Source organism: Sphingomonas sp. 10B4, from assembly GCF_035019905.1.
GTDB lineage: Bacteria > Pseudomonadota > Alphaproteobacteria > Sphingomonadales > Sphingomonadaceae > Sphingomonas > Sphingomonas glacialis.
Genome location: NZ_JASJVC010000006.1, coordinates 30,102 through 53,421, shown reverse-complemented (window position 1 = coordinate 53,421; position 23,320 = coordinate 30,102). Strand labels below are relative to the sequence as shown.

20 protein-coding genes and 1 tRNA gene are annotated in these 23,320 nt (G+C 66.1%); 9 read left to right on the top strand and 12 right to left on the bottom strand.

What is annotated here, in order from left to right:
- Nucleotides 1-47: 47 nt before the first annotated feature.
- From guaA to QN347_RS03205, 3 genes are all read left to right on the top strand, one after another.
- A complete protein-coding gene (guaA, locus tag QN347_RS03215; protein ID WP_322162741.1) occupies nt 48-1,604 on the top strand; it encodes a glutamine-hydrolyzing GMP synthase in 1,557 nt (518 codons plus the stop codon).
- Nucleotides 1,605-1,727: 123 nt separating this feature from the next.
- On the top strand, nt 1,728-3,077 hold the full coding sequence (locus tag QN347_RS03210) for an amino acid permease (RefSeq protein WP_322164183.1): 1,350 nt from the start codon (nt 1,728-1,730) through the stop codon (nt 3,075-3,077).
- A 55-nt stretch (nt 3,078-3,132) separates the two neighbouring features.
- Nucleotides 3,133-4,083, top strand: coding sequence for a cation diffusion facilitator family transporter (locus tag QN347_RS03205; RefSeq protein ID WP_322162742.1), 951 nt, complete (start codon nt 3,133-3,135; stop codon nt 4,081-4,083).
- A 4-nt stretch (nt 4,084-4,087) separates the two neighbouring features.
- Here QN347_RS03205 and QN347_RS03200 read toward each other — a convergent pair whose 3' ends face one another.
- From QN347_RS03200 to QN347_RS03190, 3 genes are all read right to left on the bottom strand, one after another.
- The gene (locus QN347_RS03200) at nt 4,088-4,732 is read right to left on the bottom strand and encodes a DUF4893 domain-containing protein (protein WP_322162744.1); all 645 of its coding nucleotides are present in this window, start codon (nt 4,730-4,732) and stop codon (nt 4,088-4,090) included.
- A 129-nt stretch (nt 4,733-4,861) separates the two neighbouring features.
- Entirely contained in the window at nt 4,862-5,647 is a 786-nt protein-coding gene (locus QN347_RS03195; RefSeq protein ID WP_322162745.1) for a 3-hydroxybutyrate dehydrogenase, read from the bottom strand.
- Nucleotides 5,648-5,664: 17 nt separating this feature from the next.
- On the bottom strand, nt 5,665-6,822 hold the full coding sequence (locus QN347_RS03190; RefSeq protein ID WP_322162747.1) for a patatin-like phospholipase family protein: 1,158 nt from the start codon (nt 6,820-6,822) through the stop codon (nt 5,665-5,667).
- A gap of 151 nt (nt 6,823-6,973) precedes the next feature.
- Between QN347_RS03190 and QN347_RS03185 the strand changes: the two genes are divergently transcribed.
- A complete protein-coding gene (locus QN347_RS03185; protein WP_322162749.1) occupies nt 6,974-7,900 on the top strand; it encodes a neutral zinc metallopeptidase in 927 nt (308 codons plus the stop codon).
- A 136-nt stretch (nt 7,901-8,036) separates the two neighbouring features.
- Here the strand turns inward: QN347_RS03185 and QN347_RS03180 are convergent, their stop codons facing one another.
- Nucleotides 8,037-9,083, bottom strand: a complete 1,047-nt coding sequence (locus tag QN347_RS03180) for a DUF2171 domain-containing protein (protein WP_322162750.1) — start codon at nt 9,081-9,083, stop codon at nt 8,037-8,039.
- A gap of 244 nt (nt 9,084-9,327) precedes the next feature.
- Between QN347_RS03180 and QN347_RS03175 the strand changes: the two genes are divergently transcribed.
- The 3 genes from QN347_RS03175 (at nt 9,328) to QN347_RS03165 (ending at nt 11,080) form a co-directional block, all read left to right on the top strand.
- Nucleotides 9,328-9,403: transfer RNA gene (locus QN347_RS03175), tRNA-Ala, on the top strand.
- A gap of 85 nt (nt 9,404-9,488) precedes the next feature.
- On the top strand, nt 9,489-10,337 hold the full coding sequence (locus tag QN347_RS03170) for an oxygenase MpaB family protein (protein ID WP_322164184.1): 849 nt from the start codon (nt 9,489-9,491) through the stop codon (nt 10,335-10,337).
- A complete protein-coding gene (locus QN347_RS03165; protein WP_322162751.1) occupies nt 10,334-11,080 on the top strand; it encodes an NUDIX hydrolase in 747 nt (248 codons plus the stop codon). The genes QN347_RS03170 and QN347_RS03165 overlap by 4 nt, the downstream gene beginning before the upstream one ends.
- A 9-nt stretch (nt 11,081-11,089) precedes the next feature.
- Here the strand turns inward: QN347_RS03165 and QN347_RS03160 are convergent, their stop codons facing one another.
- From QN347_RS03160 to QN347_RS03145, 4 genes are all read right to left on the bottom strand, one after another.
- Nucleotides 11,090-11,629 carry a hypothetical protein gene (locus QN347_RS03160; protein WP_416194491.1) on the bottom strand — a complete coding sequence of 180 codons (540 nt, stop codon included), beginning with the start codon at nt 11,627-11,629 and terminating at the stop codon, nt 11,090-11,092.
- Nucleotides 11,630-11,845: 216 nt separating this feature from the next.
- On the bottom strand, nt 11,846-12,151 hold the full coding sequence (locus QN347_RS03155; RefSeq protein WP_133189583.1) for a hypothetical protein: 306 nt from the start codon (nt 12,149-12,151) through the stop codon (nt 11,846-11,848).
- 56 nt (nt 12,152-12,207) lie between these two features.
- Nucleotides 12,208-12,987: a transglutaminase family protein gene (locus tag QN347_RS03150; protein ID WP_322162753.1), complete on the bottom strand. Its 780-nt coding sequence runs from the start codon at nt 12,985-12,987 to the stop codon at nt 12,208-12,210.
- Nucleotides 12,988-13,062: 75 nt separating this feature from the next.
- Nucleotides 13,063-13,797: a Bax inhibitor-1 family protein gene (locus QN347_RS03145; protein WP_133189579.1), complete on the bottom strand. Its 735-nt coding sequence runs from the start codon at nt 13,795-13,797 to the stop codon at nt 13,063-13,065.
- Nucleotides 13,798-14,054: 257 nt separating this feature from the next.
- Here QN347_RS03145 and QN347_RS03140 point away from each other — a divergent pair, with 257 nt between their 5' ends.
- Complete coding sequence (locus QN347_RS03140) at nt 14,055-15,614, top strand: spinster family MFS transporter (RefSeq protein WP_133189577.1); 1,560 nt, start codon at nt 14,055-14,057, stop codon at nt 15,612-15,614.
- Between the two features lie 3 nt (nt 15,615-15,617).
- On the opposite strand, the gene QN347_RS03135 is transcribed toward QN347_RS03140, so the two are convergent.
- From QN347_RS03135 to QN347_RS03120, 4 genes are all read right to left on the bottom strand, one after another.
- Entirely contained in the window at nt 15,618-16,151 is a 534-nt protein-coding gene (locus tag QN347_RS03135) for a superoxide dismutase family protein (protein ID WP_322162756.1), read from the bottom strand.
- 129 nt (nt 16,152-16,280) lie between these two features.
- On the bottom strand, nt 16,281-17,300 hold the full coding sequence (locus tag QN347_RS03130) for a ferritin-like domain-containing protein (protein ID WP_133189573.1): 1,020 nt from the start codon (nt 17,298-17,300) through the stop codon (nt 16,281-16,283).
- Between the two features lie 32 nt (nt 17,301-17,332).
- Nucleotides 17,333-18,328, bottom strand: a complete 996-nt coding sequence (locus tag QN347_RS03125; protein ID WP_322162758.1) for a ferritin-like domain-containing protein — start codon at nt 18,326-18,328, stop codon at nt 17,333-17,335.
- 220 nt (nt 18,329-18,548) lie between these two features.
- On the bottom strand, nt 18,549-20,309 hold the full coding sequence (locus tag QN347_RS03120; RefSeq protein WP_323493964.1) for an aspartyl protease family protein: 1,761 nt from the start codon (nt 20,307-20,309) through the stop codon (nt 18,549-18,551).
- Between the two features lie 315 nt (nt 20,310-20,624).
- Between QN347_RS03120 and acnA the strand changes: the two genes are divergently transcribed.
- Nucleotides 20,625-23,297 (top strand): aconitate hydratase AcnA, encoded by a 2,673-nt coding sequence (gene acnA / locus QN347_RS03115; RefSeq protein ID WP_133189569.1) that lies wholly within the window; start codon nt 20,625-20,627, stop codon nt 23,295-23,297.
- The last annotated feature ends 23 nt before the right edge of the window (nt 23,298-23,320 follow it).

Genomic DNA, 23,320 nt, shown 5'->3' with positions numbered 1-23,320 from the left:
CGTCCCCAAAACTCTTCCCCCACGGCGCGCATCTGCTATCTGGCGGCATGACCCATCCGACAGACTCGATCCTCATCGTCGATTTCGGCAGCCAGGTAACGCAATTGATCGCGCGACGCGTGCGGGAAGCCGGCGTCTACAGCGAGATCGCTCCCTTCACCACCGCAGAAGCGGCCTTTGCGCGAATGGCGCCCAAGGGCGTGATCCTGTCGGGCAGCCCGGCCTCGGTGCTCGACGAGGGATCCCCGCGCATTCCGCAGGCGATTCTCGACAGCGGCGTGCCGATCATGGGGATCTGCTACGGCCAGCAGGTGCTGATGCAGCAGCTTGGCGGCAACGTCACGCTCGGCGAAAGCGGCGAGTTCGGCCATGCCGTGATCGAGATTACCGACGACTGCGTCCTCTTCGACGGCGTGTGGAAGACGGGCGAGAAGCACACCGTCTGGATGAGCCACGGCGACAAGGTCAGCGCGCTCGCCCCCGGCTTCCGCCCGGTCGCGGTCAGCCCCGGCTCGCCGATCGCGGTCGTCGCCGACGATTCGCGCAAATATTACGCGACGCAGTTCCACATGGAAGTCGCGCACACCCCCGACGGCGCCAAGCTGATCGCCAATTTCGCGCGCCACGTCTGTGGCCTCACCGGCGACTGGACGATGGCCGAGTTCCGCGCCGCCAAGGTCGCCGAGATCCGCGCGCAGGTCGGCAGCGGCCGCGTCATCTGCGGTCTGTCGGGCGGTGTCGACTCGGCGGTTGCTGCCGTGCTGATTCACGAAGCGATCGGCGAGCAGCTCACCTGCGTGTTCGTCGACCACGGCCTGATGCGCACCGGCGAGGCCGAGCAGGTCGTCAGCCTGTTCCGCAACAGCTACAATATCCCGCTCGTCCATGTGAACGCGGAAGAGACGTTCCTCGCCGGCCTCGCGGGCGAGACCGACCCCGAGAAGAAGCGCAAGTTCATCGGCGGCGCGTTCATTGATCTGTTCGAGGAAGAGGCGCGCAAGGTCGGCGGTGCCGATTTCCTCGCGCAGGGGACGCTCTACCCCGACGTGATCGAGAGCGTCAGCTTCACTGGCGGCCCATCGGTGACGATCAAGAGCCACCACAATGTCGGCGGGCTGCCCGAGCGGATGAACATGCAACTCGTCGAGCCCTTGCGCGAGCTGTTCAAGGACGAAGTCCGCGCGCTCGGCATGGAGCTTGGCCTGCCGCAGGCGTTCGTCGGGCGGCATCCCTTCCCGGGGCCGGGTCTCGCGATCCGCATTCCGGGCGAAGTGACCAAGGAACGCTGCGACATCCTGCGCAAGGCCGATGCGATCTATCTCGAGGAGATCCGCGCGGCGGGGCTGTACGACACGATTTGGCAGGCGTTCGCGGTACTGCTGCCGGTGCGCAGCGTCGGCGTGATGGGCGACGGGCGCACCTACGACAATGTGCTGGCCCTGCGCGCCGTCACATCGACCGACGGCATGACCGCCGAGGCGTTCCAGTTCCCCGGCGACTTCCTGCCGCGGGTCGCGACGCGAATCGTCAACGAGGTCAAGGGCATCAACCGCGTGACCTACGACTATACGAGCAAGCCGCCCGGCACGATCGAGTGGGAATAAGTCCCCGCAGCTGAGGGGTTTTGACCGCGCGATCGTGTCGCGGTCCGGGGGGGAAGCATTTTGACCGGTCTGTTTCGCAAGAAGATCATCCTCCACGGCGACGACCAGCCGGTCGAGGAGCGCATGGCGCGCACGCTGTCATGGCCACATCTCGTTGCGCTGGGCGTTGGCGCGATCGTCGGCACCGGGATCCTGACGCTGATCGGCGTCGGGGCGGATCGTGCGGGGCCTGCCGTGCTTCTGAGCTTCGCGATCGCGGGCGCGATCTGCGCGTGTGCCGCGCTCTGCTATGCCGAGATGGCGACGATGATCCCCGCCTCGGGCAGCGCCTATACCTATAGCTATGCCGTGCTCGGCGAGGTGATCGCCTGGGTGGTCGGGTGGAGCCTAATCCTCGAATATTCGCTTGTTGTGTCGACCGTTGCGGTCGGCTGGTCGGGCTATGCGGTCGGCTTTCTGCATGGTCTGGGCATCGACCTGCCGGACTGGGCGACGCACGGGCCGAGCATCGGCGGCGCGTTCGGGATCAACCTGCCCGCGGTGTTCATCATCGCCGTCGTCGCCGGGTTGCTGACGCTCGGCACGCGCGAGAGTGCGCGGATCAATACCGTGCTCGTGCTGGTCAAGATCGTCACGCTCGCTTTGTTCGTCGCGGTTGCGCTGCCGCATTTCGATCCGGCGAACCTCCATCCGTTCGCGCCCTATGGCTATGGTAGCGTCGCGGGCGATGGCGGCGTGAAGTATGGCGTGATGGGGGCTGCGGCGATCATCTTCTTCGCGTTCTACGGCTTCGACGCGATCTCGACCGCCGCCGAGGAAACGCGCAACCCCGAGCGCGATCTGGCGATCGGCATCATCGGATCGATGGTCGCGTGCACCGCGATCTACATGATCGTCGCCGCGGTCGCGGTTGGGGCGGTGCATTTCTCGGTGTTGGGCAAGAGCAGCGAACCGCTCGCTTTGATCCTGCGCCAGATCGGGCAGGGCGGCGTCGCGACGATCGTCGCCGCCGCCGCGGCGATCGCGCTGCCGACCGTGCTGCTCGGCTTCCTCTATGGCCAGAGCCGAATCTTCCTGGTGATGGCGCGCGACGGCTTCCTGCCGCCAGCGCTCGCGCGGCTGTCGACGCGTGGCACGCCGGCACGGATTACGCTGGTGACGGCTGTATTCGTCAGCGTCATTGCCGCGCTGACCCCGCTCGACGTGATCGCCAGCCTCGCCAATGCGGGCACGCTGTGTGCGTTCGTCGCGGTCGCGGCGTGCGTGCTCGTGCTGCGCCGGCGTGACCCCGCCGCACGACGGCCGTTCCGCACTCCGCTCGCCTGGGTGGTCGCACCGCTCGCGATCCTCGGCTGCGTCTATCTGTTCACCAGCCTGCAGGTGGTGACGCAAATCTCGTTCCTCGCGTGGAACGCGGTCGGGCTGGCGGTCTATTTCGCTTATGGTCGTGCGCGCGCTACCGTTGCGCAATAAGGCATAGTCAGCGCCGGGCGGCGCGTTTATGTCGCCGCCAAAGGGAGCTTCCACTATGTCCGCGACCAAGCAAGGCGGCTCGAACTTCGTCGTCATCGCGGCGCTTGCCGCCAACCTCGGCATCGCGGTGGCGAAATTCGTCGCAGCGGCGTTCACCGGATCGTCGTCGATGCTGACCGAGGGCTTCCACTCGGTCGTCGACAGCTTCAACCAAGTGCTGCTGCTGTATGGCCAGCACCGCGGCAAGCGCCCGCCCGACGAGGCGCATCCGTTCGGCTATGGCCGCGAACTCTATTTCTGGAGCTTCGTCGTCGCGATCCTGATCTTCGGGGTCGGCGCGGGCGTCTCGATCTATGAAGGCTGGGAGCATTACAAGCATCCCGAACCGCTGCGCGATCCGCTGGTCAATTATATCGTGCTCGGCGTGTCGTTCGCGCTCGAGGGCGGATCCTGGTTCTTCGCGATCCGCGAATTCGCTGCAGCCAATCGCGGCGTGAACTGGTGGAAGGCGGTGCGCCGGTCGAAGGATCCGGCAGGCTTCATCGTGCTGTTCGAGGATTCGGCGGCGATTGGCGGGCTGATCGTCGCTGGTGCCGGCGTGTTCCTGAGCCATGCCTATGGCGATCCGCGGATCGATGGCATTGCCTCGATCGTCATCGGCGTGTTGCTCGGCGTCGTCGCCGCGCTGCTCGCGCGCGAGGCCAAGGGCTTGCTGATCGGCGAGGGCGCCGACCCCGAGATCGTCGCAAAGGTCCACGCGATCGTCGATCGCCGGCCGCAGATCACCGCGGTCAACCATGTCCGCTCGATCCATACCGCGCCCGAAAGCATCTTCCTCGCGATCAGCGCCGACTTCGAGGATTCGCTGACGATGGGCGAGGCGGAGTTGCTGATCGAGGATATCGAGACCGAATTGAAGGCGGCCGAGCCCAAATTGTCGACGATCTATATTCGCCCCGAACGCAAGGAAGACGCCGCGCGGCTGCCGGCGGCGCCGACGGACTGAGGACTCAGCGCGGGATCGGAACGATCTCGACCACGTCGAGCAGCGATTCGAAGCGGGGGCGTGGCAGCACGAGGCGCCAGCGCTGCTCGCCGATCCGTTCGACATACCCGGCGAGATCGCGATTGACGTCCTGGCCGTAATTGAGCGGCCGCGTTTCGTCGCCGATCACCATCGTGCCGAGGAACACCGCGCGCGACGAGGAGTCGGGAAAGAGCAGGCCGACCGGGCGCTGTGGCCCGGACACCTTGTAGAGGCTCGACACCGCGCCATCGCGGGTGACGTGGCAATCGACCTCGGGATAGATCGTGATGTTGTGCATCGCGGTGCCGTTGGCGCCGAGTTTGTAGACGCGGCAGTGATACGCGCCGGGCGGTGGCGTCGCACCGGGTAATGCGCGGTCTGGGTCGAACAGCAAGGGATCGGCCGTCAGCGTCCCGGCATTGACGCTCGCCGACGCCTTGGCGAGCGCGGCGATCCACGCCTGGCGCCAGCCGCGCAGCCGCTCGCGATCGTTGGGGGTGGCGACGCGGCGCCAATCGGTGGTGTCGTGCGAGACGCCGATCAACGAGCGGGGCTCGATCCGCACTTCGATCGTCTTGTGCGCCCCGGCGCCGCATTGGCCGAACAGCGCGAACGGCAGCGTACACAACGTCGATCCCAAACCCCGGGCAAATTTCTTCAAGGCGACCATTCTTTCATTGCGACCGGTATAGCGCGCACAACTAACCACGGCGGTGCTAGGTTGCCAACCACGCGCCGCCGCGGCCGAAAAGCCCGATCAGGCGGCGGTCCAGCCGCCATCGACCGAGAGATTGGCGCCGGTGATCGATTTTGCCTCTTCGCGGCAGAGGAACAGCGCGAGCGCTGCGACCTGATCGACGGTCACGAACTCCTTGGTCGGCTGCGCCTCGAGCAGGACGTCGTTCATCACCTGCTCCTTGGTCATGCCGCGCGCCTTCATCGTATCGGGAATCTGCGCCTCGACCAGCGGCGTCCAGACATAGCCGGGCGAGATGCAGTTGACGGTGATCCCATAGGTCGCGGTTTCCAGCGCGATCGTCTTGGTCAGGCCGGCAAGGCCATGCTTGGCCATGACATAGGCTGATTTGTTGGGGCTTGCGACGAGGCTGTGCGCCGAGGCGGTCGAGATGATGCGGCCCCATTTTTTGGCCTTCATCAGCGGGACGGCGGCCTGCATCATGTACCAGGCCGAGTTGAGGTTGATCTTGATGATCGCCTCGAACTTGTCGGCGGGGAAGTCCTCGATTGTAGCGACGTGCTGGATGCCGGCATTGTTGACGATGATGTCGGGCCCGCCGAGCTCGGCATGGCAGCGCGCGACCATCGCGGCGATCTCTTCGGGCTTGGTCATGTCGGCGGCGTCGTACAGCGCCGTGGCGCCGCTTGCCGCCTCGAGCTTGGCGCGCTCGGTCTCGATCGCGGCGGCATCGCCGAAGCCGTTGATGACGACGCTCGCACCCTCGGCGGCGAACAGCTTGGCATATTCAAGGCCGATGCCCGAGGTCGAGCCGGTGACGATGGCGGTCTTGCCCTTGAGGAACATGCGTATCTCCGTTTCGGTCAGGGTAGGGGCGTGCGGTGAACGGTCAAATCGAACGCGGCGCTCTTGCCGGTCTCGATATTCTCGGCGACGAGTTGCGCATGCGCCATCGTCTCGGCGACGGCTTCCTGCCCCGCCTCCCAATGTTCGCGCATCGTGCGTGCGGAAAACTCGAAATCGCGGCTGCCGCCCTCCCACGCATTTGCGCGGTAGATCAGGTGGACAAGGTTGACCGGGTCCTCGTTCGAGCGGTTGCGCAGCGCGACCACGTCGGGGTCGTCGGCCAGCTCGGGTGGAAGCTTGGCGAGCACCTTGCGCGCGAGTTCGCGGTCCTTGCGGACTTTCATCACCTGGTCGGACACCTGCCGCGTCCGGCTCGAGAAGCGGATTTCCTTCTCGCGTGCCATCACGTCCATGATCGTGCGCGGGCGCTCGGTCGCGGCGGAGAAGAGATCGACTTGGAAAGCGAGCAGCGCGCCGTCCTGATGATCGAGCACGTGCGTCAGCGGCGTGTTCGAGACGAGGCCGCCATCCCACCACAGCCGCCCGTCGATTTCGACCGGCGGCAGGCCAGGCGGGAGCGCGCCCGACGCCATGATATGGCGCGCGTCGATCACGGTCTCGGTCGTGTCGAAATAGCTGAAATTGCCGCTCTCGACATCGACCGCGCCAACCGAAAGTCGGACCGGGCCATGGTTGAGCAGATCCCAATCGACCAGCGCGTCGAGCAAATCCTCGAGCGGCGCGGTGTCGTAGAAGCTCATCGCGCCGGGCGTGCCGGGCGCCGCGAACATCGGCGAGACGAGCCGCGGCTTGAAGAACCCCGGCACGCCCGCCGCAAGCACGAAGCCCGCCGACCATTCGTGGAGGAATTCGCGGATCCGGTCGTCGGGGAAGATCGGGAAACTGGGCAAGGCCGAGGTGACCGTGTCCCAGAAGATATTCAGCCGCTCGACCCGCCGCTCGGGCGGATTGCCCGCGACGATCGCGGCGTTGATCGCGCCGATCGAGATGCCGGCAACCCAGTCGATCTCGATTCCGCTCGCCGCCAGGCCCTCGATCACGCCCGCCTGATAACTGCCCAGCGCGCCGCCGCCCTGCAGCACCAGCGCGACGCAATCGGGCAAGGGAAGCGCCTTCGCGCGACGTTTCGGCCGGGTCGGAGCTGCATCTGCCATGCGTCCGACATGCGCGTGTTGCCGGAGCGGATCAACGACAGTTTGATGAAAGCCGCGTCATGTGGCGGTCGATCGGGAGCAAGTGCTCCTTGCAACAAGCGCGCGCGCGAAGCATTCAGCATCGAGCGGCAACGACCCCGGGACTGATCCAATGCGCCTCGACGATTTCGACCCCAACATCAACGTCGAGGACCAGCGCGGTCAAGGCGGCAGCGGATTTGGCGGATTTGGCGGCGGCGGCGGTGGGGGTGGCTTGCTGCTCGGGCTGCTGCCGATGGTGTTCAGCCGCTTCGGCTGCGGCGGCGTCGCGATCCTGCTTGCCGTGCTGTTCTTCTTTGGCGGCGGGATGGGCATGCTCGGCGGTGGCGGAACGAGCCAGCGATCGGCGCCGACCGAACAGGTCGGGCAGCCGAGCTCCGGCAAGAGCGCGACCGCGAGCTGCACCACCGATGCGGCAAGCAAGCTTGCATGCAACGCCTTCAGTTCGGCCGACAAGACCTGGGCGTCTATCTTCCAGCGGGAAGGCAAGACCTTCCAGCAGCCGAAGCTGGTCTTCTTTGCCGGCAACGGCCGCTCGGGCTGCGGTGCGGCGCAAAGCGCGATGGGGCCCTTCTATTGCCCGCGCGACCAGGGCGTGTATCTCGACACCAGCTTCTTCGACGAACTGGCCAATCGCTTCGGCGCGAAGGGCGATTTTGCGCAGGATTATGTCGTCGCGCATGAATTCGGCCATCACATCCAGAATTTGCTCGGCACGTCGGATCAAGTCGCGTCGATCCAGCAGCGTGGCAGCGCGCTCGAGGGCAACCAGGCCTCGGTCAAGCTCGAGCTCCAGGCCGATTGCTATGCCGGCGTGTGGGCCGCGCAGAACAAGGATCGGCTCGACGCGGGCGATGTCGAGGAAGGCATGACGGCGGCGCAGGCGATCGGCGACGATACGCTCCAGAAGCAGTCGCAGGGCCGCGTCGTGCCCGACAGCTTCACCCACGGCACCTCGGCGCAGCGCATGGCGTGGCTGCGCAAGGGCATGGACAGCGGCGACCCCGCGCAGTGCGACACCTTCTCGGGCGCGCTGTAACCGGACCAACAAAAAGCCCCTCTCCACTGGGGAGAGGGGCCGAGGAGCGGCGCGACGGAAGGGGGGCGGCTTCCGCGTCGTGCGCCACCTTTCGCACGGCTGGCCCCGCTCCCGACCGGGAGCGGGGCGCCTCGCGTCAATAGGTCCGCGTGGTCTGGCCGAAGCCCTGCGTGCCCGTGGTGGTCTTGTCGTCGCTCTTTTCAGCGCGATGCGTGCCGTCTTCGTTGAAGAACGCCTGGTTGCGTTCCTCGTCACGCCAATGTGCCTTGGCGTCCTCGGCGGTCTTCGAGATCGTCACCTTGTCGGCGACCGACTGGAGCCAGCGCGACGGGATCGAGTGATGCCGGCCACCGGCATCGGCGTCGTTCTTCGTCAGGATGATCCGGTCGCCGCGCACCTTGTCGACCGTGCCGACATGCGCGCCGTCCGAACCGACGACTTCCATATGCTCGGTGACTTGCGCGAGCGAGCCGCGCTGCGTCTGACGCTGGGTGCGCCATGTGCCGAATTCGCTGTCGAACTTGGTGCGGTTTTCCTGGCGATATTCGTGATAGTCGCGGTCGAGCGCGTCGATCTGCGAGCGGCGCCAGTCGCTGTAATGGTCATCACTGGGATGGCCGGAGCGCTGCTCGTCATAGCGTGCGTCGAGATCGCGGCGGCGATTGGCTTCCTCGTCGCCGAACCACGAGCGGACTTCGTCACCGGCGCGGTCGAAGAAGCCGCGATCGTCATAGTCATAGCCCTGCGGCTGGCGGCCATAGCCCGGCTGGGCGCGACCTTGCTGGCCACGATCCTGCTGGAAGCGATCGTTGGTGGTGCCGCGGTACATGTCGGGACGGCCATAGTCGCGTGCGCCGTAGCGGTCGCCCTGATTGCCGTTCTGTCCGTAGCCGTTGCGGCCATCATTGTCCCGGCGGTATCCGCCCTGGCCCTGATAGCCCTGACCTTGATAGCCATAGTCGCGGCCGGACTGCGGCTGGGAGTCACGGCTGGCGTCGTCGTTATAGCGGTCGCGCTGGCCGAATTCGTCGTAGGCGCCCCAGGGCTGGGCGTCGCGGCTGCCATAGCGATCGCGGTCGACGCCGTAGGAATCGCGGTTGTTGGATTCGCGGCCATACGCTCGGCCCTGGTCGCGATCGTCATATCCACCCGAAGTGCTGCGGGGATAGCGTTCATAACCCATGATATCGTCCTCCTGAGACGGTGAACGCCGCGCCGCATGATCTGCTCGTGTCGGCGGGGCTGTTCAATACAGCGCAGGAGATCGCCATCCGTTCCGGGACTTAGCCGCGTTCGGGCCGCATGCGTCGCAGCCTGCATTCGCTTCGTCGCAAGGAAATTTCTGCCGGCGAAGGCGGGCAGTTGCGTCGCTCAAAAAGCCTCGTTAAGGCGGCGTACCGCCCAAAAACGGGGCGCGGGCGTGGTGCGGGGCTGTAGCTCAGATGGGAGAGCGCTGCAATCGCACTGCAGAGGCCAGCGGTTCGATTCCGCTCAGCTCCACCACGCCAGATCTCGCTCTCGATCAAATCCGCTCCGCGCTGCATCGCGGGCCTAGCCGCACTGCCTTCCTTCGGGCACGATGCGCCGCATGTCTGCTGCCAGCCACCTGACTCGTCCGCTCAAGGGCTTGATCGTCGGGCAAGTACGCGCCGTGTTCAAGGATGCGGCGCGGGGCGAAAAGCCAGTGCAGCGCCATGCGGGCGCACTGTTTCCGCCCGATTCGGTGGCGTGGCGCGTCCATGGCGACGTCACCTCGATGATGGTCGGCGGGATCGCTGCGCTGCTGCTCCAGATGCTCCATCCCAAGGTGCTGGCCGGGGTGTGGGACCATTCGGGCTTTCGCGACGACATGCAGGGGCGGCTGCGCCGGACCGCGCGCTTCATCGCGGTCACCACCTTCGGCGCGCCCGACGATGCGCGCGCGCTGATCGCGCGCGTGCGGCAGATCCACGATCATATCGGCGGGACGTTGCCCGATGGTACGCCGTATCGCGCCGGCGATCCCGCATTGCTCGCCTGGGTGCATGTCTGCGAGGTGCTGAGCTTCCTCGATGGCTGGATCCGCTATGGCGAGCCGACCATGTCGCGCGCCGACCAGGACTGCTACGTCGCCGAGATGGCGCGGATCGCGGCGCCGCTCGGAGTCGATCCCGTGCCGCACAGCCGCGCGGAGGCCGAGGCGATCATGGCGGCGATGCGGCCCGAGCTGCTGGTCGATGCGCGCACGCGCGACGTGGCGAGCGTGCTGTTCGATCAGCCCGCGCCCTCGGTCGCGGCGGGCCCGTTCGCGTCGATCACCTTGCAGGCCGGGGTCGATCTGCTTCCCCGCTGGGCACGTGCGATGCATGGCCTCGCGCAGCCGAGCCTTGGCGTGCCGTTCCTGCGCGCCGGCACGTTCGGCGTCGCGAGCACGCTGCGCTGGGCATTCCGCGCATGAGCACGCCGATCCCCGCCGCCACGCTGGTGCTGTTTCGCGAAACGGGTGGCCCGGCGCCCGAACTTCTGTTCGTCGAGCGATCGCGCGCGATGGTGTTCGCGGGTGGGGCATTGGTGTTCCCGGGCGGGCGCGTCGATCCGGGCGATCGCGCGCTCGCGCTCGAGCTTGGCGGCGACCCCGATGATATGGCGGCGCGGATCGCCGCGATCCGCGAGACGATCGAGGAAGTCGGCGTTGCCGTCGGCATGTCGCCGATGGCGGGGGCGACGCTCCAGCGGCTGCGCGCTGCGCTGCATGACGGTGTCGCGTTCGGCGCGGTGCTCCACCAACTGTCTTTGACGCTCGATCCGTCGGCGCTGACCGGCTTTGCGCGGTGGCTGCCGGCGCACGCGGCGAGCCGGATCTTCGACACGCGCTTCTATCTCGCGTGGCTGCCCGCGGAGTCGGCGGCCGCGGTGGTCGATGCGACCGAGAATGTCCGCACCTTCTGGGCGACCGCGCAGGATGTGCTCGACGATGCCGATGCGGGCCGCGCGACGATCATCTTCCCGACGCGGCGCAATCTCGAGCGGCTCGCGCAATTCGCGGATTTCGATGCCGCGGTGGCGAATGCCCATGCGCATGAAATCCGTACCGTGACGCCGTGGAGCGAAACGCGCGATGGGCGCGAATATCTCTGCATTCCCGAGGATCTCGGCTATCCCGTCACCGCCGAGCCGATGAGCGCGGCGGTTCGGGGGTAGCGTCGCGCCTCAGTGCGGAAGGGCGGTCGATTCGACCTTTTCGACCCATTTCGGATAGAAGGCCGGCTGGCGGTTCGACCAGCCCGATGCGGTCGCCGCCGCTTCGCTGATCGACTGGAGCAGCTTGCGCCGAAGGTCGGGATGGAGATGCGGAAGCGCCGCCGCCGAGCAGAACGCGGCGGGCAGCCATGGCCGCACTTCGGCGCCGATGAGGCGTTCGTACAGGAAGCGATACGCCGCGAAAGTGGTGAGGCGACCCTGGCCGAGATCGAACGCGGTGACCGTCATCAACGGCGTCAGGAACGGTTCGATCGCGTCGAGCCCGGTGTCATCGGGAAGTAGAGCCCGGATCGCGGGGAGGCGGGTGTAGAGGCGGGCTTGCGCGCGAATGCTCGCGGTTTCGACCCCATCGCGCGACCAGCGTTCGATCGCGTCGTCACGGTCGAGGCCAATGTCGAGCGAGCGACGCACGTAGCGCTGCGTCGCCGAAGCAAAGGTCGCAAATTCCTGCATTTCCGACAGCGTCATCGCGCCATTGGCCGGTTTCATTCGAGAGCCCATTTCCGTCACCCCACTCTAAAGTGCAGTCGAGTAACGTTGCGCCTCAAGGCCTTTCGCCATGGTTAACGCCGCACCGTCCCCGCCCATCAAGCGACCACGTTTCGTGATGCGACGCAACATATCTTATGATAGAAATGACCTATCAGAAGGATAAGTTCGCGATCTGCGGCGATCGCGCAACATCTGCGCGACCGCCGCTGGAGTTCAGTCCGCGTCGCTCGCGCGCTTGGCTTCGGCGTCCGAGTCATAGCCCGAGGACTTGGGCGCAGCGCCATTGTCGCCCGGCTGGGTGTTCGAGGGGGGATCCGACGCGTCCATCGATTCATCGAGCGCATTGTCGAGGGCTGCATCGGGGCTGTCGGGATTGCGTTCGAGCCGCTTGGCGATCGACTCGTCCTGGCCCGCATTCTGCCGTGGATCGTGAATATCCTTGGCATCGTCGGGGTTGCCGGGCGCGACCGACAGGCTGTCAAGCGCTTTTTGATCAACCAGTTTGGTGTCTTCGGTCATCTTGGCTCTCCTGAATAACAGAAAGCCCCAACACTCGAGCGCGCTGCGGTGTTCCCTCAGGATAGTTTCGTGACCGCAACATTCTGCCAGTTGAGCGTAGCGGTGCCGAACACGGTCATGAACGCGATATCGGTGGCATCGCGCCCCACCGCGACGCGGGCAAGGTCGGCGCACGATGCCATTCCGGTCGCGTCGATCAAATGCCAGCCGCCGTCGATCCACAATTCTGCGACGGCGTGGAAATCGGGCGGATCGACGCCGGGCGCATAGGCCGAGACGCAGCGCGCCGGGATGCCGCCAGCGCGCGCGAGCGCGACGAGCAGATGCGCATAATCCCGACAGACGCCGCGGCGTTCGGCGAAGGTCATCATCGCGGTGGTGGTGCCGGTCGATGTCCCGCACGCGTACGTTAGATGATCGCCAACCCACTGCGTCAGCGCGATCGCGAGCGGCCCGGCCGCAAGACCCGAAAATTCCTGATGGACGAAGCCCTCGAGCCGGTCGGATTCGCAATAGCGGCTGGGGAGGAGATAGGGGATCGTCTCGCCCGGCATCAGGCGGATCGGCGTATCGCCAAGCGTCGCGAGGTCGATCGGCGTTCGGCCGATCTCGACGATCGCCTTGTATTCGGCGCGGAACGGACCGTCGCCGCGCGCCCAGCAGCGCTGGCCGATCCCGGCTTCGCCCGGCACCGCGCGGAGCGGGGTGTCGGTGTAGACTCGCATGTCCTGAAGTTCGAGCCGCTGGTCGATGCCTTTTGCGGCCTCGATCAGCAGCAGCACATCGGCCGCGCCATCGATCGTATAATCGAGCGTCACATCGATCCCGAGCCGCATGCTGGTCTTTCGCGCAAAAGAAACGGCCCGACGGAGCGGTCCGCCGGGCCCTGTAAGATGGTATCCCTGATACGCTTAGTTGCGGTTGCCGAACAAGCGCAGGATGAACAGGAACATGTTGATGAAGTCGAGATAGAGGCTGAGCGCCGACATGATCGTCACGCGCTGTTCGTCCGACGTACCGGCGACCTGCGCGTAGAGGCTCTTGGTGCGCTGCGTGTCGTAGGCGGTGAGGCCCGCGAAGAGCAGCACGCCGACCAGGCTGATCACGAAGCCGAGCGGGCCCGACTGCAGGAACATGTTGAGGATGCTCGCGACGAACAGGCCAACGACGCCCATGATGAGGAAGGTGCCGAACGCCGAGAGGTCACGCTTGGTGGTGTAGCCGTAAAGGCTCAGCGCGCCGAACGAAGCCGCGGTCGCAAAGAACGCCTGCGCGATCGCGACGGGCGAGTAGACCAGGAAGATCGTCGAAAGCGAGAGGCCCATCGCGACCGCGAAGCCCCAGAACATCGCCTGCAGCGTGCCGTTGGTCATGCGTGCCTGGCCAAAGCTCATGCCGAACACGAAGCCGAGCGGGGCGAGCGAGATGACCCACTTCAGGATGCCGGGGCCACCGAAGACCTGCGCGGCAAAGCCGCTGGCGACGAAGCCGAGCGCGACGATACCCGTCAGCAGCACGGCCGACGCCATGTAATTATAAACAGAGAGCATGTAGCGCCGCAGACCCGCGTCATACGCGTCGGTGCGCGTGGTCCCGGCCGTCTGGAATGCCGAGGCATTCGAACGGGGATCAGACCAGTTTGCCATTGCGAAAAGCTCCTAATGACCGGCCAAGTGCCGGATACCAGTAATATCGGCCTTCACCCGGACCATTTCAAGCGAATCCGCAGAGCGTGAGCGGTAGCGTTTTATGGCAGCAGCACTTTGTTACAAACGCGCTCACACGGCGTGGGCGCGTGTGTCGGGTCGCACTGCCACGAAGTCCGCGCGAAAATCGCTTTCGTATTTCGGGTATGGTCTGCTAGTGCCATCGGCAGAGCAGAAAATGCCGAGAGGATCGATTGATGGCGACCATTCCGGGTTCCGCGCCGACGCGCGCGCCGGCCTATGCCTGGTATGTGCTCGGCATCCTTTTCCTCGTGTACGTGCTCAATTTCGTCGATCGGCAGATCATTTCGATCCTCGCCGAAGACATCAAACGCGACCTGCATTTGAAGGACGAGGATCTCGGCTTTCTGTACGGGACGGCGTTTGGCGTATTCTATTCGTTGTTCGGGATTCCGCTCGGGCGGCTCGCCGACAATTGGCACCGCGTCCGCTTGATGACGCTCGGGCTCGCATTATGGTCGGCGATGACCGCGTTTTCGGGGATGGCGCGCAGCGGCGGGATGTTGGCGACCGCGCGGATCGGCGTCGGCATCGGCGAGGCCACCGCCAGCCCGTCGGCCTATTCGCTGATCTCGGACTACTTTCCAAAGCGGCTGCGCGCGACCGCGCTCGCGATCTATTCGTCGGGCCTGTATGTCGGCGGCGGGCTGTCGCTCGGGATCGGCGGGCTGATCGTCCAGCGCTGGAACCACGCTTATCCCGATGGCGGACCATTCGGGCTGCATGGCTGGCAAGCGGCGTTCATGATCGTCGGCATTCCGGGTCTGGTGCTCGCGCTCGTGATCGCGACCTTGCGGGAACCGATCCGCGGCGCGGTCGAAGGCCTGCCCGAGCCGCCGGCGCATCCCGCGCCGTTCAAGGAATTCCTCGCCGAACTCGTCACGATCCTGCCACCGCTGACGCTGATCGGCGCGGCGATGGGCGGGGGCAGGGCGCTGCTGGTCAATCTGCTCGGGCTGGGCGTCGTGGTCGGCGCGGTGACGCTGTTGATCGCGTTCGGCGAGCCCTGGCCGCAATGGGTCGCGATCGGGATCGGCGCCTATGCGGTGTTTTCCTGGGCATGTGCGCTCAAGCGCCGCGATCCGCCGACCTTCCGCTTAATCGTCGGCAATCCCGCCTTCCTGTGCGTCGTGATCGCATACGGTCTCAACGCCTTTGTCAGCTATGCGGTAAGCTTCTGGGCATCGCCCTATGTCCTGCGCACGCTGCACGAGACGCCGGCGATGGCGGGGCTGTTGGTCGGGTCGAGCGGTGCGCTCGGCGGGTTTCTCGGCGTGACGCTTGGCGGCATCGCGGCCGACCGCTTGCGGCGGCGCAACCCGGCGGGGCGGTTGATCGTCGTGCTGTTCGGGGCGACCGTCCCGCTGCCGTTCGTCATGCTGGCCTTCACCGCGACGTCGACGATGGTGTTCTATCCCGCGGTGTTCCTGTCGGGGATCTGCGCCAGCACCGCGCTCGGCGCGGCGGGGGCGACGATGCAGGATCTCGTGCTGCCGCGGATGCGCGGCACCGCGACGGGGACGTTCTTCATCGGCACCACGCTGCTCGGTCTGGCGATGGGGCCGTATCTCGCGGGGCGGATCTCGACACTGTCGGGAAGCCTCTCCACCGGCGTGCTGTCGCTGCTGCTCGTCGCGCCGATCACGATCGCCGCCGCCATCGGGGCGTACAAGCTCGTCCCGCGCGCCGAGGCCAACCGTGAGGCCTGGGCGCGCGCGGCAGGGGAAGCGATCTAACGGCTAGCTCGCGGCGAACACGCCGCAGGCGATCCGCCCGCTGCTATTGCCCGATGGGTCGGTCATCAGATCGTCGGGCTTGTCGTGAATGACGATCGCGGCGCCATCGGCATCGAGCAAGGCCGCCATCGTCGCGGCGGGCAGCACCGCGCCGATCGTGCCGCGCCCGTTCGCCCCGACGATCAGATTGGGCATGTCGCCCTCATGCGGGCCTTGCGGGTTCATCGACCCGTGCTTTGTGCCGAGCGGGTTGAAGTGGCCGCCGGCGGTGGCGAAATCGGGGGCGTCGCAGCGCCCGACGGTGTGGATATGCGCGCCGTGCGTGCCCGGCGGCAGGCCCTGCAGGTCGAGCGTCACACGCAGCCCGCCGGTGACCTCGGTCACCGTCGCGCGCCCGACATCGGCGCCATCGGCGGTGCGCAGCTTGGCGACCGCATGCGCGCCTTGCGCGATCGGCGCGCCGGTCTTGCCGGGGTGCTCGGTATTGCAGGCTGCCAGGCCCAGCAGGGCCGTCGTCGCGATCATCACCTTACGCATCGGATCCTCCTTGTTTCAGGGCTGCTTGCTGCGCGCGAACGCCGGGTTGCGCAACAGCGCACGACGTCGCCCACGAAAAAGGCCCGCGCGACAGGTGTCGCGCGGGCCATGAACGTGCGGTGCGGCGGTTTAGTTCGCTGCGCTCGTCCGGATATTGCCGTTGATGCCGTTCGGGAAGAACCCGCCACCGACCAAAGCCGACTTCGACAGATAGACGATGTTAAGCACCTGGCCCGTCGTCCGGCTGTAGGCGAGGCCGTTGGCATCGGTCGGCACGATGTTCGACTGGCTCGCGTCTGGGCCAGCGATGCCCTGATCGTCGTCGCTTGCGCCATCGAGGCTGTCGCGCGCATCGCTGATCTTGCCGGCCGCGGTGACGAGCGACGGCGTCGCCAGACCCTTGGCATAGAGCACCGTGCGGACGAGGCCGGCATGATAGGCCTCGGCCGCGAGGATCCCAGCGGCCGCCTCGAGATAGGTCTTGTTGGTGATCAGCGGCGACGCGCCCTTATAGGCCGACACGCCGACGTCTTCGAAGATGAAGGCGCCGAGCAGGAAGTTGACGTCGCTGGCATAGGGATCGAACGTGCCGGCGGTGTTGTCGATCGCGCCGCTCGCGTTGGTCGCGATCCCGGCAGCGCGCGCCGCCATGGTGAAGGCGCCATTGGCACCGCCGTCGATATTGATCGCCGGTTGCGCCACCGCTGCCGACCCAAGCGCCGAGCGCAGGAAGGTGACGTGCGCCGCTTCGTCGGCCGCGATTTCGCGGGCGTATTGGGCGACGACCGGGTCGGTGAAGGTGACCTGGCGGCCGCCGACGACGGCGCCCTGCGTTCCCGTGCCGGTCAAGGCCGACGCCGGGAGGCCCTGGCCGTACACCGCGTTCACATAGAATTGCGCCTCGAGATATTCGAGGTTCAACGCGAAGTTGAGCACGTCGAGATCGGTCTGCATGCTCGACGATGTCGTCGGCGTTGGGGTCGGGGTGGGCGTGGGTGTCGGGGTCGTGCTGTCGTTGCACGCTGCAAGCAACGACAGGCCACCGGCCGCTACGGTCGCGGTTGCGGCGGTGCGCATGAAGTGGCGGCGCTCCTGGCGGCGGCGTTCACCGGCCTCGAGGACTTGCGCGAGTATGGTCTGATCGGTCATGTCGATATCTCCCCAAATGGGAACGGCGCGGCTTAGTTCGCGGCGCTCGTCTTGATGTTGCCATTCACGCCAGCCGGGAAGAACCCGCCCATCGTGACCGAAGCATTGTTCAGATAGACGATGTTCAGCACCTGGCCGGTGGTCCGGCTGAACGCGATGCCGTTACTGTCGAGCGGCACGATGTTCGAGGCGGCGCCGCCGTTGATCGTCGTCGGGGAGATGCCTTGATCGAGGTCGCTCGTCCCGTCGAGCGAGTCGCGGGCGTTCGAGATCGCATCGGCCGAGGTGCGCAGCGACGGGGTCGCAACGCCGCGCGCATAGAGCGCGGTGCGCACGAGCGCGGCATGATACGCCTCGACCGCGAGGATGCCGGCGGCTGCCTCGATATACGTCTTGGTGAGCAGCGGGGCAGCGCCCTTGTACGCGGTGACGCCGACGTCCTCGAAGATGAACGCGCCGAGCAGGAAGGCGTCGTCGTTCGCATAGGGATCGAACACCGAAGTCTGCGCGGTGCCGGCAGGGGCGGAGGCGATCAGGCCTGCGGCGCGGGCGGCCGAGCTGAACGCGCCGGTTGGCGTGATGCCGATGTCGATCGCGGGCTGCGCGACGGCCGAGCTGCCGAGTGCAGTGCGCAGGAAGGTCACGTGCGTGATTTCATCCGCCGCGATTTCCTTGGCGTATGCGGCGACGAGCGGGTCGGTGAAGACGACCTTGCGGCCACCGACCGCGGCACCTTGTGTGCCGGTTCCGGTCAGCATCGATGGCGACAGGCCGACGCCGGTGACGGCCACGCTGTAGAACTGCGCCTCGAGATATTCGAGGTTGAGCGCGAAGTTGAGGATGTCGGGATCGGTCGGGGTGGTCGGGTCGGCTGCCGAGGCGCGGCTGCCCATCGACATCGCGCCGATGCCGGCGCCTGCGACGGCTGCGGCGCCAAAGGCGGTCTTGAAGAAATCACGGCGTTCGTTGCGGCGTTCGACACGCCGATCCAGAACGTCGATCAGTTGCTTGCTTGCATCGTCGGTCATCGGTTCAGACCTCCCCTGCTGCGGGTGCATCGTCGGACCACGACCGCGACGTCTCCGTGGCGGACCTTGATCTGCGATGTCACCGCTTCGCCTACACACGACAGGACGCTAACCGCCGCGAGACCGCTTTGGCTGTTCTTGTCGGCGCAGGTACGAGCGCAAGCGTGCGTAAGACGCACGCGGCATGAACAAATTTGCAGTTAGTTGGGGCGTTGCCTGGTCAGAGGCCGATCTTGCGCGCGCGCTCGACCACGGTGGGGTCGAGGCTCAGCGCCAGCGCGCGGTCGCTCTCGGCTTTTACCGTATCGCCGCTCTTCGCCGCGACGAGGCTGCGCATGTACAGCGTCCAGGGGTTCTTGGGCGCGACCGCCAGGGCGGCGTCATAATCGGCGAGCGCCTGGCGGAGCTCGCCGCGCCGCAGCCGGATCAGCCCGCGGCTGTCGAGGTATGACGGGTTTTTGGGCTGGATCCGGATCGCGGCGTTGCAATCCGACAGCGCCTTGTCGGTCTCGGTCCCGAGCAAGCCGCGCGCCCAGCAGCGACCGTTGAGCGCCGATGCGCGACCGCTGTCCTCCGGATGGCTGGCGAGCCATTGATCGTAATTGGCAAGCGCGGCGGTGGGTTCGTCGAGCCGGTCGTACAGGCTCGCAACGGCGAGCCGCTTGTCCGACGAGGGGGCGATCGCGCGATCGGCGGCTTTGACGTCGTCGAGCACCTCGGCGCGTGGCGCGATCGAGACTTTCAGCCGCGCCCGCGCGATCCGTGCGTCAGGGTCGCCCGGCGCGAGCCGGATCGATTCGGCGAGATCGCCGAGCGCCGCGTCGCGCTGGCGATTGGCGAGCCGCGCCATCGCGCGCTGATAGAAATAGCGGCCCTCGGTCGGGGCGAGCGCGCACGCCTTGGAGAAATCGAGCAACGCCTCGGTAACGCGGTGGTTGGAAAACAAGACCGCGCCGCGCCGGCTATATTCCTCGGCGGTGGTCGGCTCGGGGGCGACGTTGGTCAAGTCGAGCGCCTTGCCCTCGGCCGACATCGCGCCCTTTGGCGTCAAGTTGAACACCGGGCCACCCTCATAGGTGATGAACAGCGCGCGATTGGCGTTCGACACGAACATGCGGTGTGTCAGGAAGAAATCGGCACCGACCAGCATGTCGATATCCTGCATCCCGATCTCGGAAATGGTCAGGCGAGGGCGGCGGATCGCCTCGCCGCCAATGTCGATCGTGTCGAACGGCGCGAGCCACGCCGGCACCTGCCGCGCGCCGAGGCCGCGGCTAAATCCGGCGCGGATGACGCCGGGGGAGTCGGGCGTTACCCCCGCGCGCTTGGCCGCGGCGAGCGACACCAGCGAGCTTTGCGCGCCGCTGTCGAACATCGCGCGGATCTTGACGCCGTTGAGCAGGATCGTGCCGATCGTATGCGGTTTCCACGGCCCCGGACCCGGCGCGGCGAGCGGGACCATCGTGATGGGCTTGTCGCCTGCCCAATACGCCAAGTTGGCCTTCGCGCACCCGGTCACCTTCATCAACCGGACAGCGCCGTGCGGCAAATCATATTCGACATCGCCGATGCCGAGGACGTTCTGACCAAGCAGCCCCGCGGTCCCGGTGTCGCTACCGGCCACGACAAAATCCGCCTTCGGGATGGCGATCCCGCCTAGCGAGAAGTCCTTGGCGGTGATGAAGGCGGCAGAGGCATCGCCGCCAATGCCCGTGATCCGGAAATAGCTCGGCAGGGGCAATACGCGTTCGCCGAACTCGGCGGCGTTCGCCCGCGAGATCGTGCTGTAGAAGGCTCCGCTGTCGAGGATGAAGCGCGCATCCTTGGCGCCGAATTTGGCGAGCACCATCGGTGATCGGCCGTTCATCGTCACGGGAAGCTCGAGCATTTTGGCGATCTGACACCCCGCCGGCGTTCTGGCGAATGCCGGCATCGGTGCGATCAGCGCTGCCGCAGGAAGGATAAGGCGCAACATTTGCATCGACGGCCCCCTCGTATCGCAGTCTCGAGCTGTTGCGCCGGAGCGAAAATCTCCAGTCTGCTCAATGCTAAGCCGCCATTCGGCCCGCCCGAGACGTAGCGCGCCCGGCGCCTGCGACAATAGTGAAAAAGCGCTCATGCGCCGAAGATTGCGCGCGTCGCGCCTGCGCGCGGCCGTCACGCCCTTCCCCAAGCGACACCTCGCTGCTATCGGCCTCCCGACTCTCGCATTCGCATAGTCGGTCGCGCCCGCGCGGAACCTCCAAGGTTTCGCCTCCCCGCCGCGGCCTGACGCAAAGGGAAGGACCCGCTGCTTATGACCGCCATCGGCCAGGATACCCTCGGTACACGCACCACGCTCGACGTGGGTGGCGTGCACTACGACTATTACAGCCTCGCCGCTGCGGCCGAGAAGCTCGGCGACATCAGCCGTCTGCCCTTCTCGATGAAGGTGTTGCTCGAGAACCTGCTGCGCTTCGAGGACGGCAAGACCGTCACCACCGAGGATCTCCAGGCGATCATCGACTGGCAGCAGGAGCGCAAGTCTGACCGCGAAGTCCAGTATCGCCCCGCGCGCGTGCTGATGCAGGATTTCACCGGCGTCCCTTGCGTCGTCGATCTCGCGGCGATGCGCGATGCGATCACCAAGCTTGGTGGCGATGCCGCCAAGATCAACCCGCTGGTGCCGGTCCATCTCGTGATCGATCACTCGGTGATGGTCGACGAATTCGGCACGCCCAAGGCGTTCGAGGATAACGTCGAGCTCGAATATCAGCGCAACAACGAGCGCTACGAGTTCCTGAAATGGGGCTCGAAGGCGCTCGACAATTTCAAGGTCGTGCCCCCCGGCACCGGCATCTGCCACCAGGTCAACCTCGAGAACCTCGCCCAGACGGTGTGGTCCTCGGTCGCGCCCGACGGCAAGACGATCGCGTACCCCGACACCTGCGTCGGCACCGACAGCCACACGACGATGGTCAACGGCCTCGGCGTGCTCGGCTGGGGCGTCGGCGGGATCGAGGCCGAGGCCGCGATGCTCGGCCAGCCGGTGTCGATGCTGATCCCCGAAGTCGTCGGCTTCAAGCTGCACGGCTCGCTCGCCGAGGGCATTACGGCCACCGACCTCGTGCTCACCGTCACGCAGATGCTGCGCGCCAAGGGCGTGGTCGGCCGCTTCGTCGAGTTCTATGGTCCTGGCCTCGATGCGCTGTCGCTCGCCGATCGCGCGACGATCGCCAACATGGCACCCGAATATGGCGCGACCTGCGGCTTCTTCCCGATCGATGACGCGACGCTCACCTATCTGCGCCTGACCGGCCGCAGCGAAGAGAACATCGCGCTGGTCGAGGCCTATGCCAAGGCACAGGGCATGTGGCGTCTGGCCGATGCGCCCGACCCCGTCTTCACCGACACGCTCGAGCTCGACATGGCCAATGTCGTGCCGTCGCTCGCCGGTCCGAAGCGCCCGCAGGACAAGGTCATCCTCACCGAGGTCGACGACACGTTCAACGCCGACCTGGCGAAGATCTATCATCATTCGACCGCCAAGCGCGTTCCGGTCGAAGGCCGTGACCATGACATCGGCGACGGCGACGTGGTGATCGCCGCGATCACCAGCTGCACCAACACGTCGAACCCGTCGGTGCTCGTCGCCGCCGGCCTCGTCGCGCGGAAAGCCAATGCGTTCGGTCTCAAGCCCAAGCCTTGGGTCAAGACCTCGCTCGCGCCGGGTTCGCAGGTCGTCACCGACTATCTCGACAAGGCCGGGCTGACCGAAGACCTCAACGCGGTCGGCTTCAACCTCGTCGGTTATGGCTGCACCACCTGCATCGGCAATTCGGGCCCGCTCGCACCCGCCATCTCGGCAGCGATCAACGGCAACGACATCGTCGCTGCCTCGGTGCTGTCGGGCAACCGCAACTTCGAGGGCCGCGTCTCGCCCGACGTGCGCGCCAATTTCCTCGCTTCGCCGCCGCTCGTCGTCGCCTATGCACTCAAGGGCACGGTGACCGAGGACTTCACCACCACCCCGATCGGCCAGGCAACCGACGGCACCGACGTCTATCTCAAGGACATCTGGCCGACCAACGCCGAAGTCCGCGACGTGATGGACGCGAACATCGACCGCGGCATGTTCCAGTCGCGCTATGCGAGCGTCTTCCTCGGCGACAAGAAGTGGCAGGCGATCGCGATCGAAGGGTCGGACACCTATGCCTGGCCGCCGGCATCGACCTACATCGCCAACCCGCCGTACTTCGAGGGCATGTCGATGACCCCGGCGCCGGTGCAGGACATCATCGAGGCGCGTCCGCTCGCGATCCTCGGCGATTCGATCACCACCGACCACATCTCGCCGGCCGGCTCGATCAAGGCAGATTCGCCTGCGGGCGCGTGGCTGATGGAGCGGCAGGTCACCCGCGCCGACTTCAACTCGTACGGCGCGCGTCGCGGCAACGATAACGTGATGGTCCGCGGCACCTTCGCCAATATCCGCATCAAGAACGAGATGGTCCCCGGCGTCGAGGGCGGCATGTCCTCGTACAAGGGCGAGACGATGCCGATCTATGACGCAGCGATGCGCTTCAAGGCCGATGGCGTTCCGCTGATCGTCATCGCGGGCAAGGAATATGGCACCGGCTCGTCGCGCGACTGGGCGGCGAAGGGCACCAATTTGCTCGGCGTGCGCGTCGTCATCACCGAGAGCTTTGAGCGCATCCACCGCTCGAACCTGGTCGGCATGGGCGTGTTGCCGCTGCAGTTCGCCGAAGGCGTCGATCGCAAGACGTTGAACCTGGATGGCTCCGAGAGCTTCACGATCATGAAGGTCTCGGAAATCCGTCCGCGCCAGGACGTCGAGGTCACGATGACCCGCGCCGACGGCACGGTCGAGACGTTTATGACGAAGTGCCGGATCGATACCGTCAACGAGCTGGAATATTTCCTCAACGGCGGCATCCTGCAGTACGTGCTGCGCAAGCTCGCGGCCTGATCTGCGGGGATTGAAGAGGGGAC

What these genes read in the sequence shown, in the direction of transcription:
- QN347_RS03170 (WP_322164184.1), top strand. Translation starts at nt 9,489, where the DNA reads ATGTCTGCTGCCAGCCACCTGACTCGTCCGCTCAAGGGCTTGATCGTC.
- QN347_RS03190 (WP_322162747.1), bottom strand. Translation starts at nt 6,822, where the DNA reads ATGGCAGATGCAGCTCCGACCCGGCCGAAACGTCGCGCGAAGGCGCTT.
- QN347_RS03185 (WP_322162749.1), top strand. Translation starts at nt 6,974, where the DNA reads ATGCGCCTCGACGATTTCGACCCCAACATCAACGTCGAGGACCAGCGC.
- QN347_RS03155 (WP_133189583.1), bottom strand. Translation starts at nt 12,151, where the DNA reads ATGACCGAAGACACCAAACTGGTTGATCAAAAAGCGCTTGACAGCCTG.
- QN347_RS03210 (WP_322164183.1), top strand. Translation starts at nt 1,728, where the DNA reads ATGGCGCGCACGCTGTCATGGCCACATCTCGTTGCGCTGGGCGTTGGC.
- QN347_RS03205 (WP_322162742.1), top strand. Translation starts at nt 3,133, where the DNA reads ATGTCCGCGACCAAGCAAGGCGGCTCGAACTTCGTCGTCATCGCGGCG.
- QN347_RS03140 (WP_133189577.1), top strand. Translation starts at nt 14,055, where the DNA reads ATGGCGACCATTCCGGGTTCCGCGCCGACGCGCGCGCCGGCCTATGCC.
- QN347_RS03130 (WP_133189573.1), bottom strand. Translation starts at nt 17,300, where the DNA reads ATGACCGATCAGACCATACTCGCGCAAGTCCTCGAGGCCGGTGAACGC.
- QN347_RS03180 (WP_322162750.1), bottom strand. Translation starts at nt 9,083, where the DNA reads ATGGGTTATGAACGCTATCCCCGCAGCACTTCGGGTGGATATGACGAT.
- QN347_RS03145 (WP_133189579.1), bottom strand. Translation starts at nt 13,797, where the DNA reads ATGGCAAACTGGTCTGATCCCCGTTCGAATGCCTCGGCATTCCAGACG.
- QN347_RS03165 (WP_322162751.1), top strand. Translation starts at nt 10,334, where the DNA reads ATGAGCACGCCGATCCCCGCCGCCACGCTGGTGCTGTTTCGCGAAACG.
- QN347_RS03195 (WP_322162745.1), bottom strand. Translation starts at nt 5,647, where the DNA reads ATGTTCCTCAAGGGCAAGACCGCCATCGTCACCGGCTCGACCTCGGGC.
- QN347_RS03120 (WP_323493964.1), bottom strand. Translation starts at nt 20,309, where the DNA reads ATGCAAATGTTGCGCCTTATCCTTCCTGCGGCAGCGCTGATCGCACCG.
- QN347_RS03150 (WP_322162753.1), bottom strand. Translation starts at nt 12,987, where the DNA reads ATGCGGCTCGGGATCGATGTGACGCTCGATTATACGATCGATGGCGCG.
- guaA (WP_322162741.1), top strand. Translation starts at nt 48, where the DNA reads ATGACCCATCCGACAGACTCGATCCTCATCGTCGATTTCGGCAGCCAG.
- QN347_RS03125 (WP_322162758.1), bottom strand. Translation starts at nt 18,328, where the DNA reads ATGACCGACGATGCAAGCAAGCAACTGATCGACGTTCTGGATCGGCGT.
- acnA (WP_133189569.1), top strand. Translation starts at nt 20,625, where the DNA reads ATGACCGCCATCGGCCAGGATACCCTCGGTACACGCACCACGCTCGAC.
- QN347_RS03135 (WP_322162756.1), bottom strand. Translation starts at nt 16,151, where the DNA reads ATGCGTAAGGTGATGATCGCGACGACGGCCCTGCTGGGCCTGGCAGCC.
- QN347_RS03160 (WP_416194491.1), bottom strand. Translation starts at nt 11,629, where the DNA reads ATGAAACCGGCCAATGGCGCGATGACGCTGTCGGAAATGCAGGAATTT.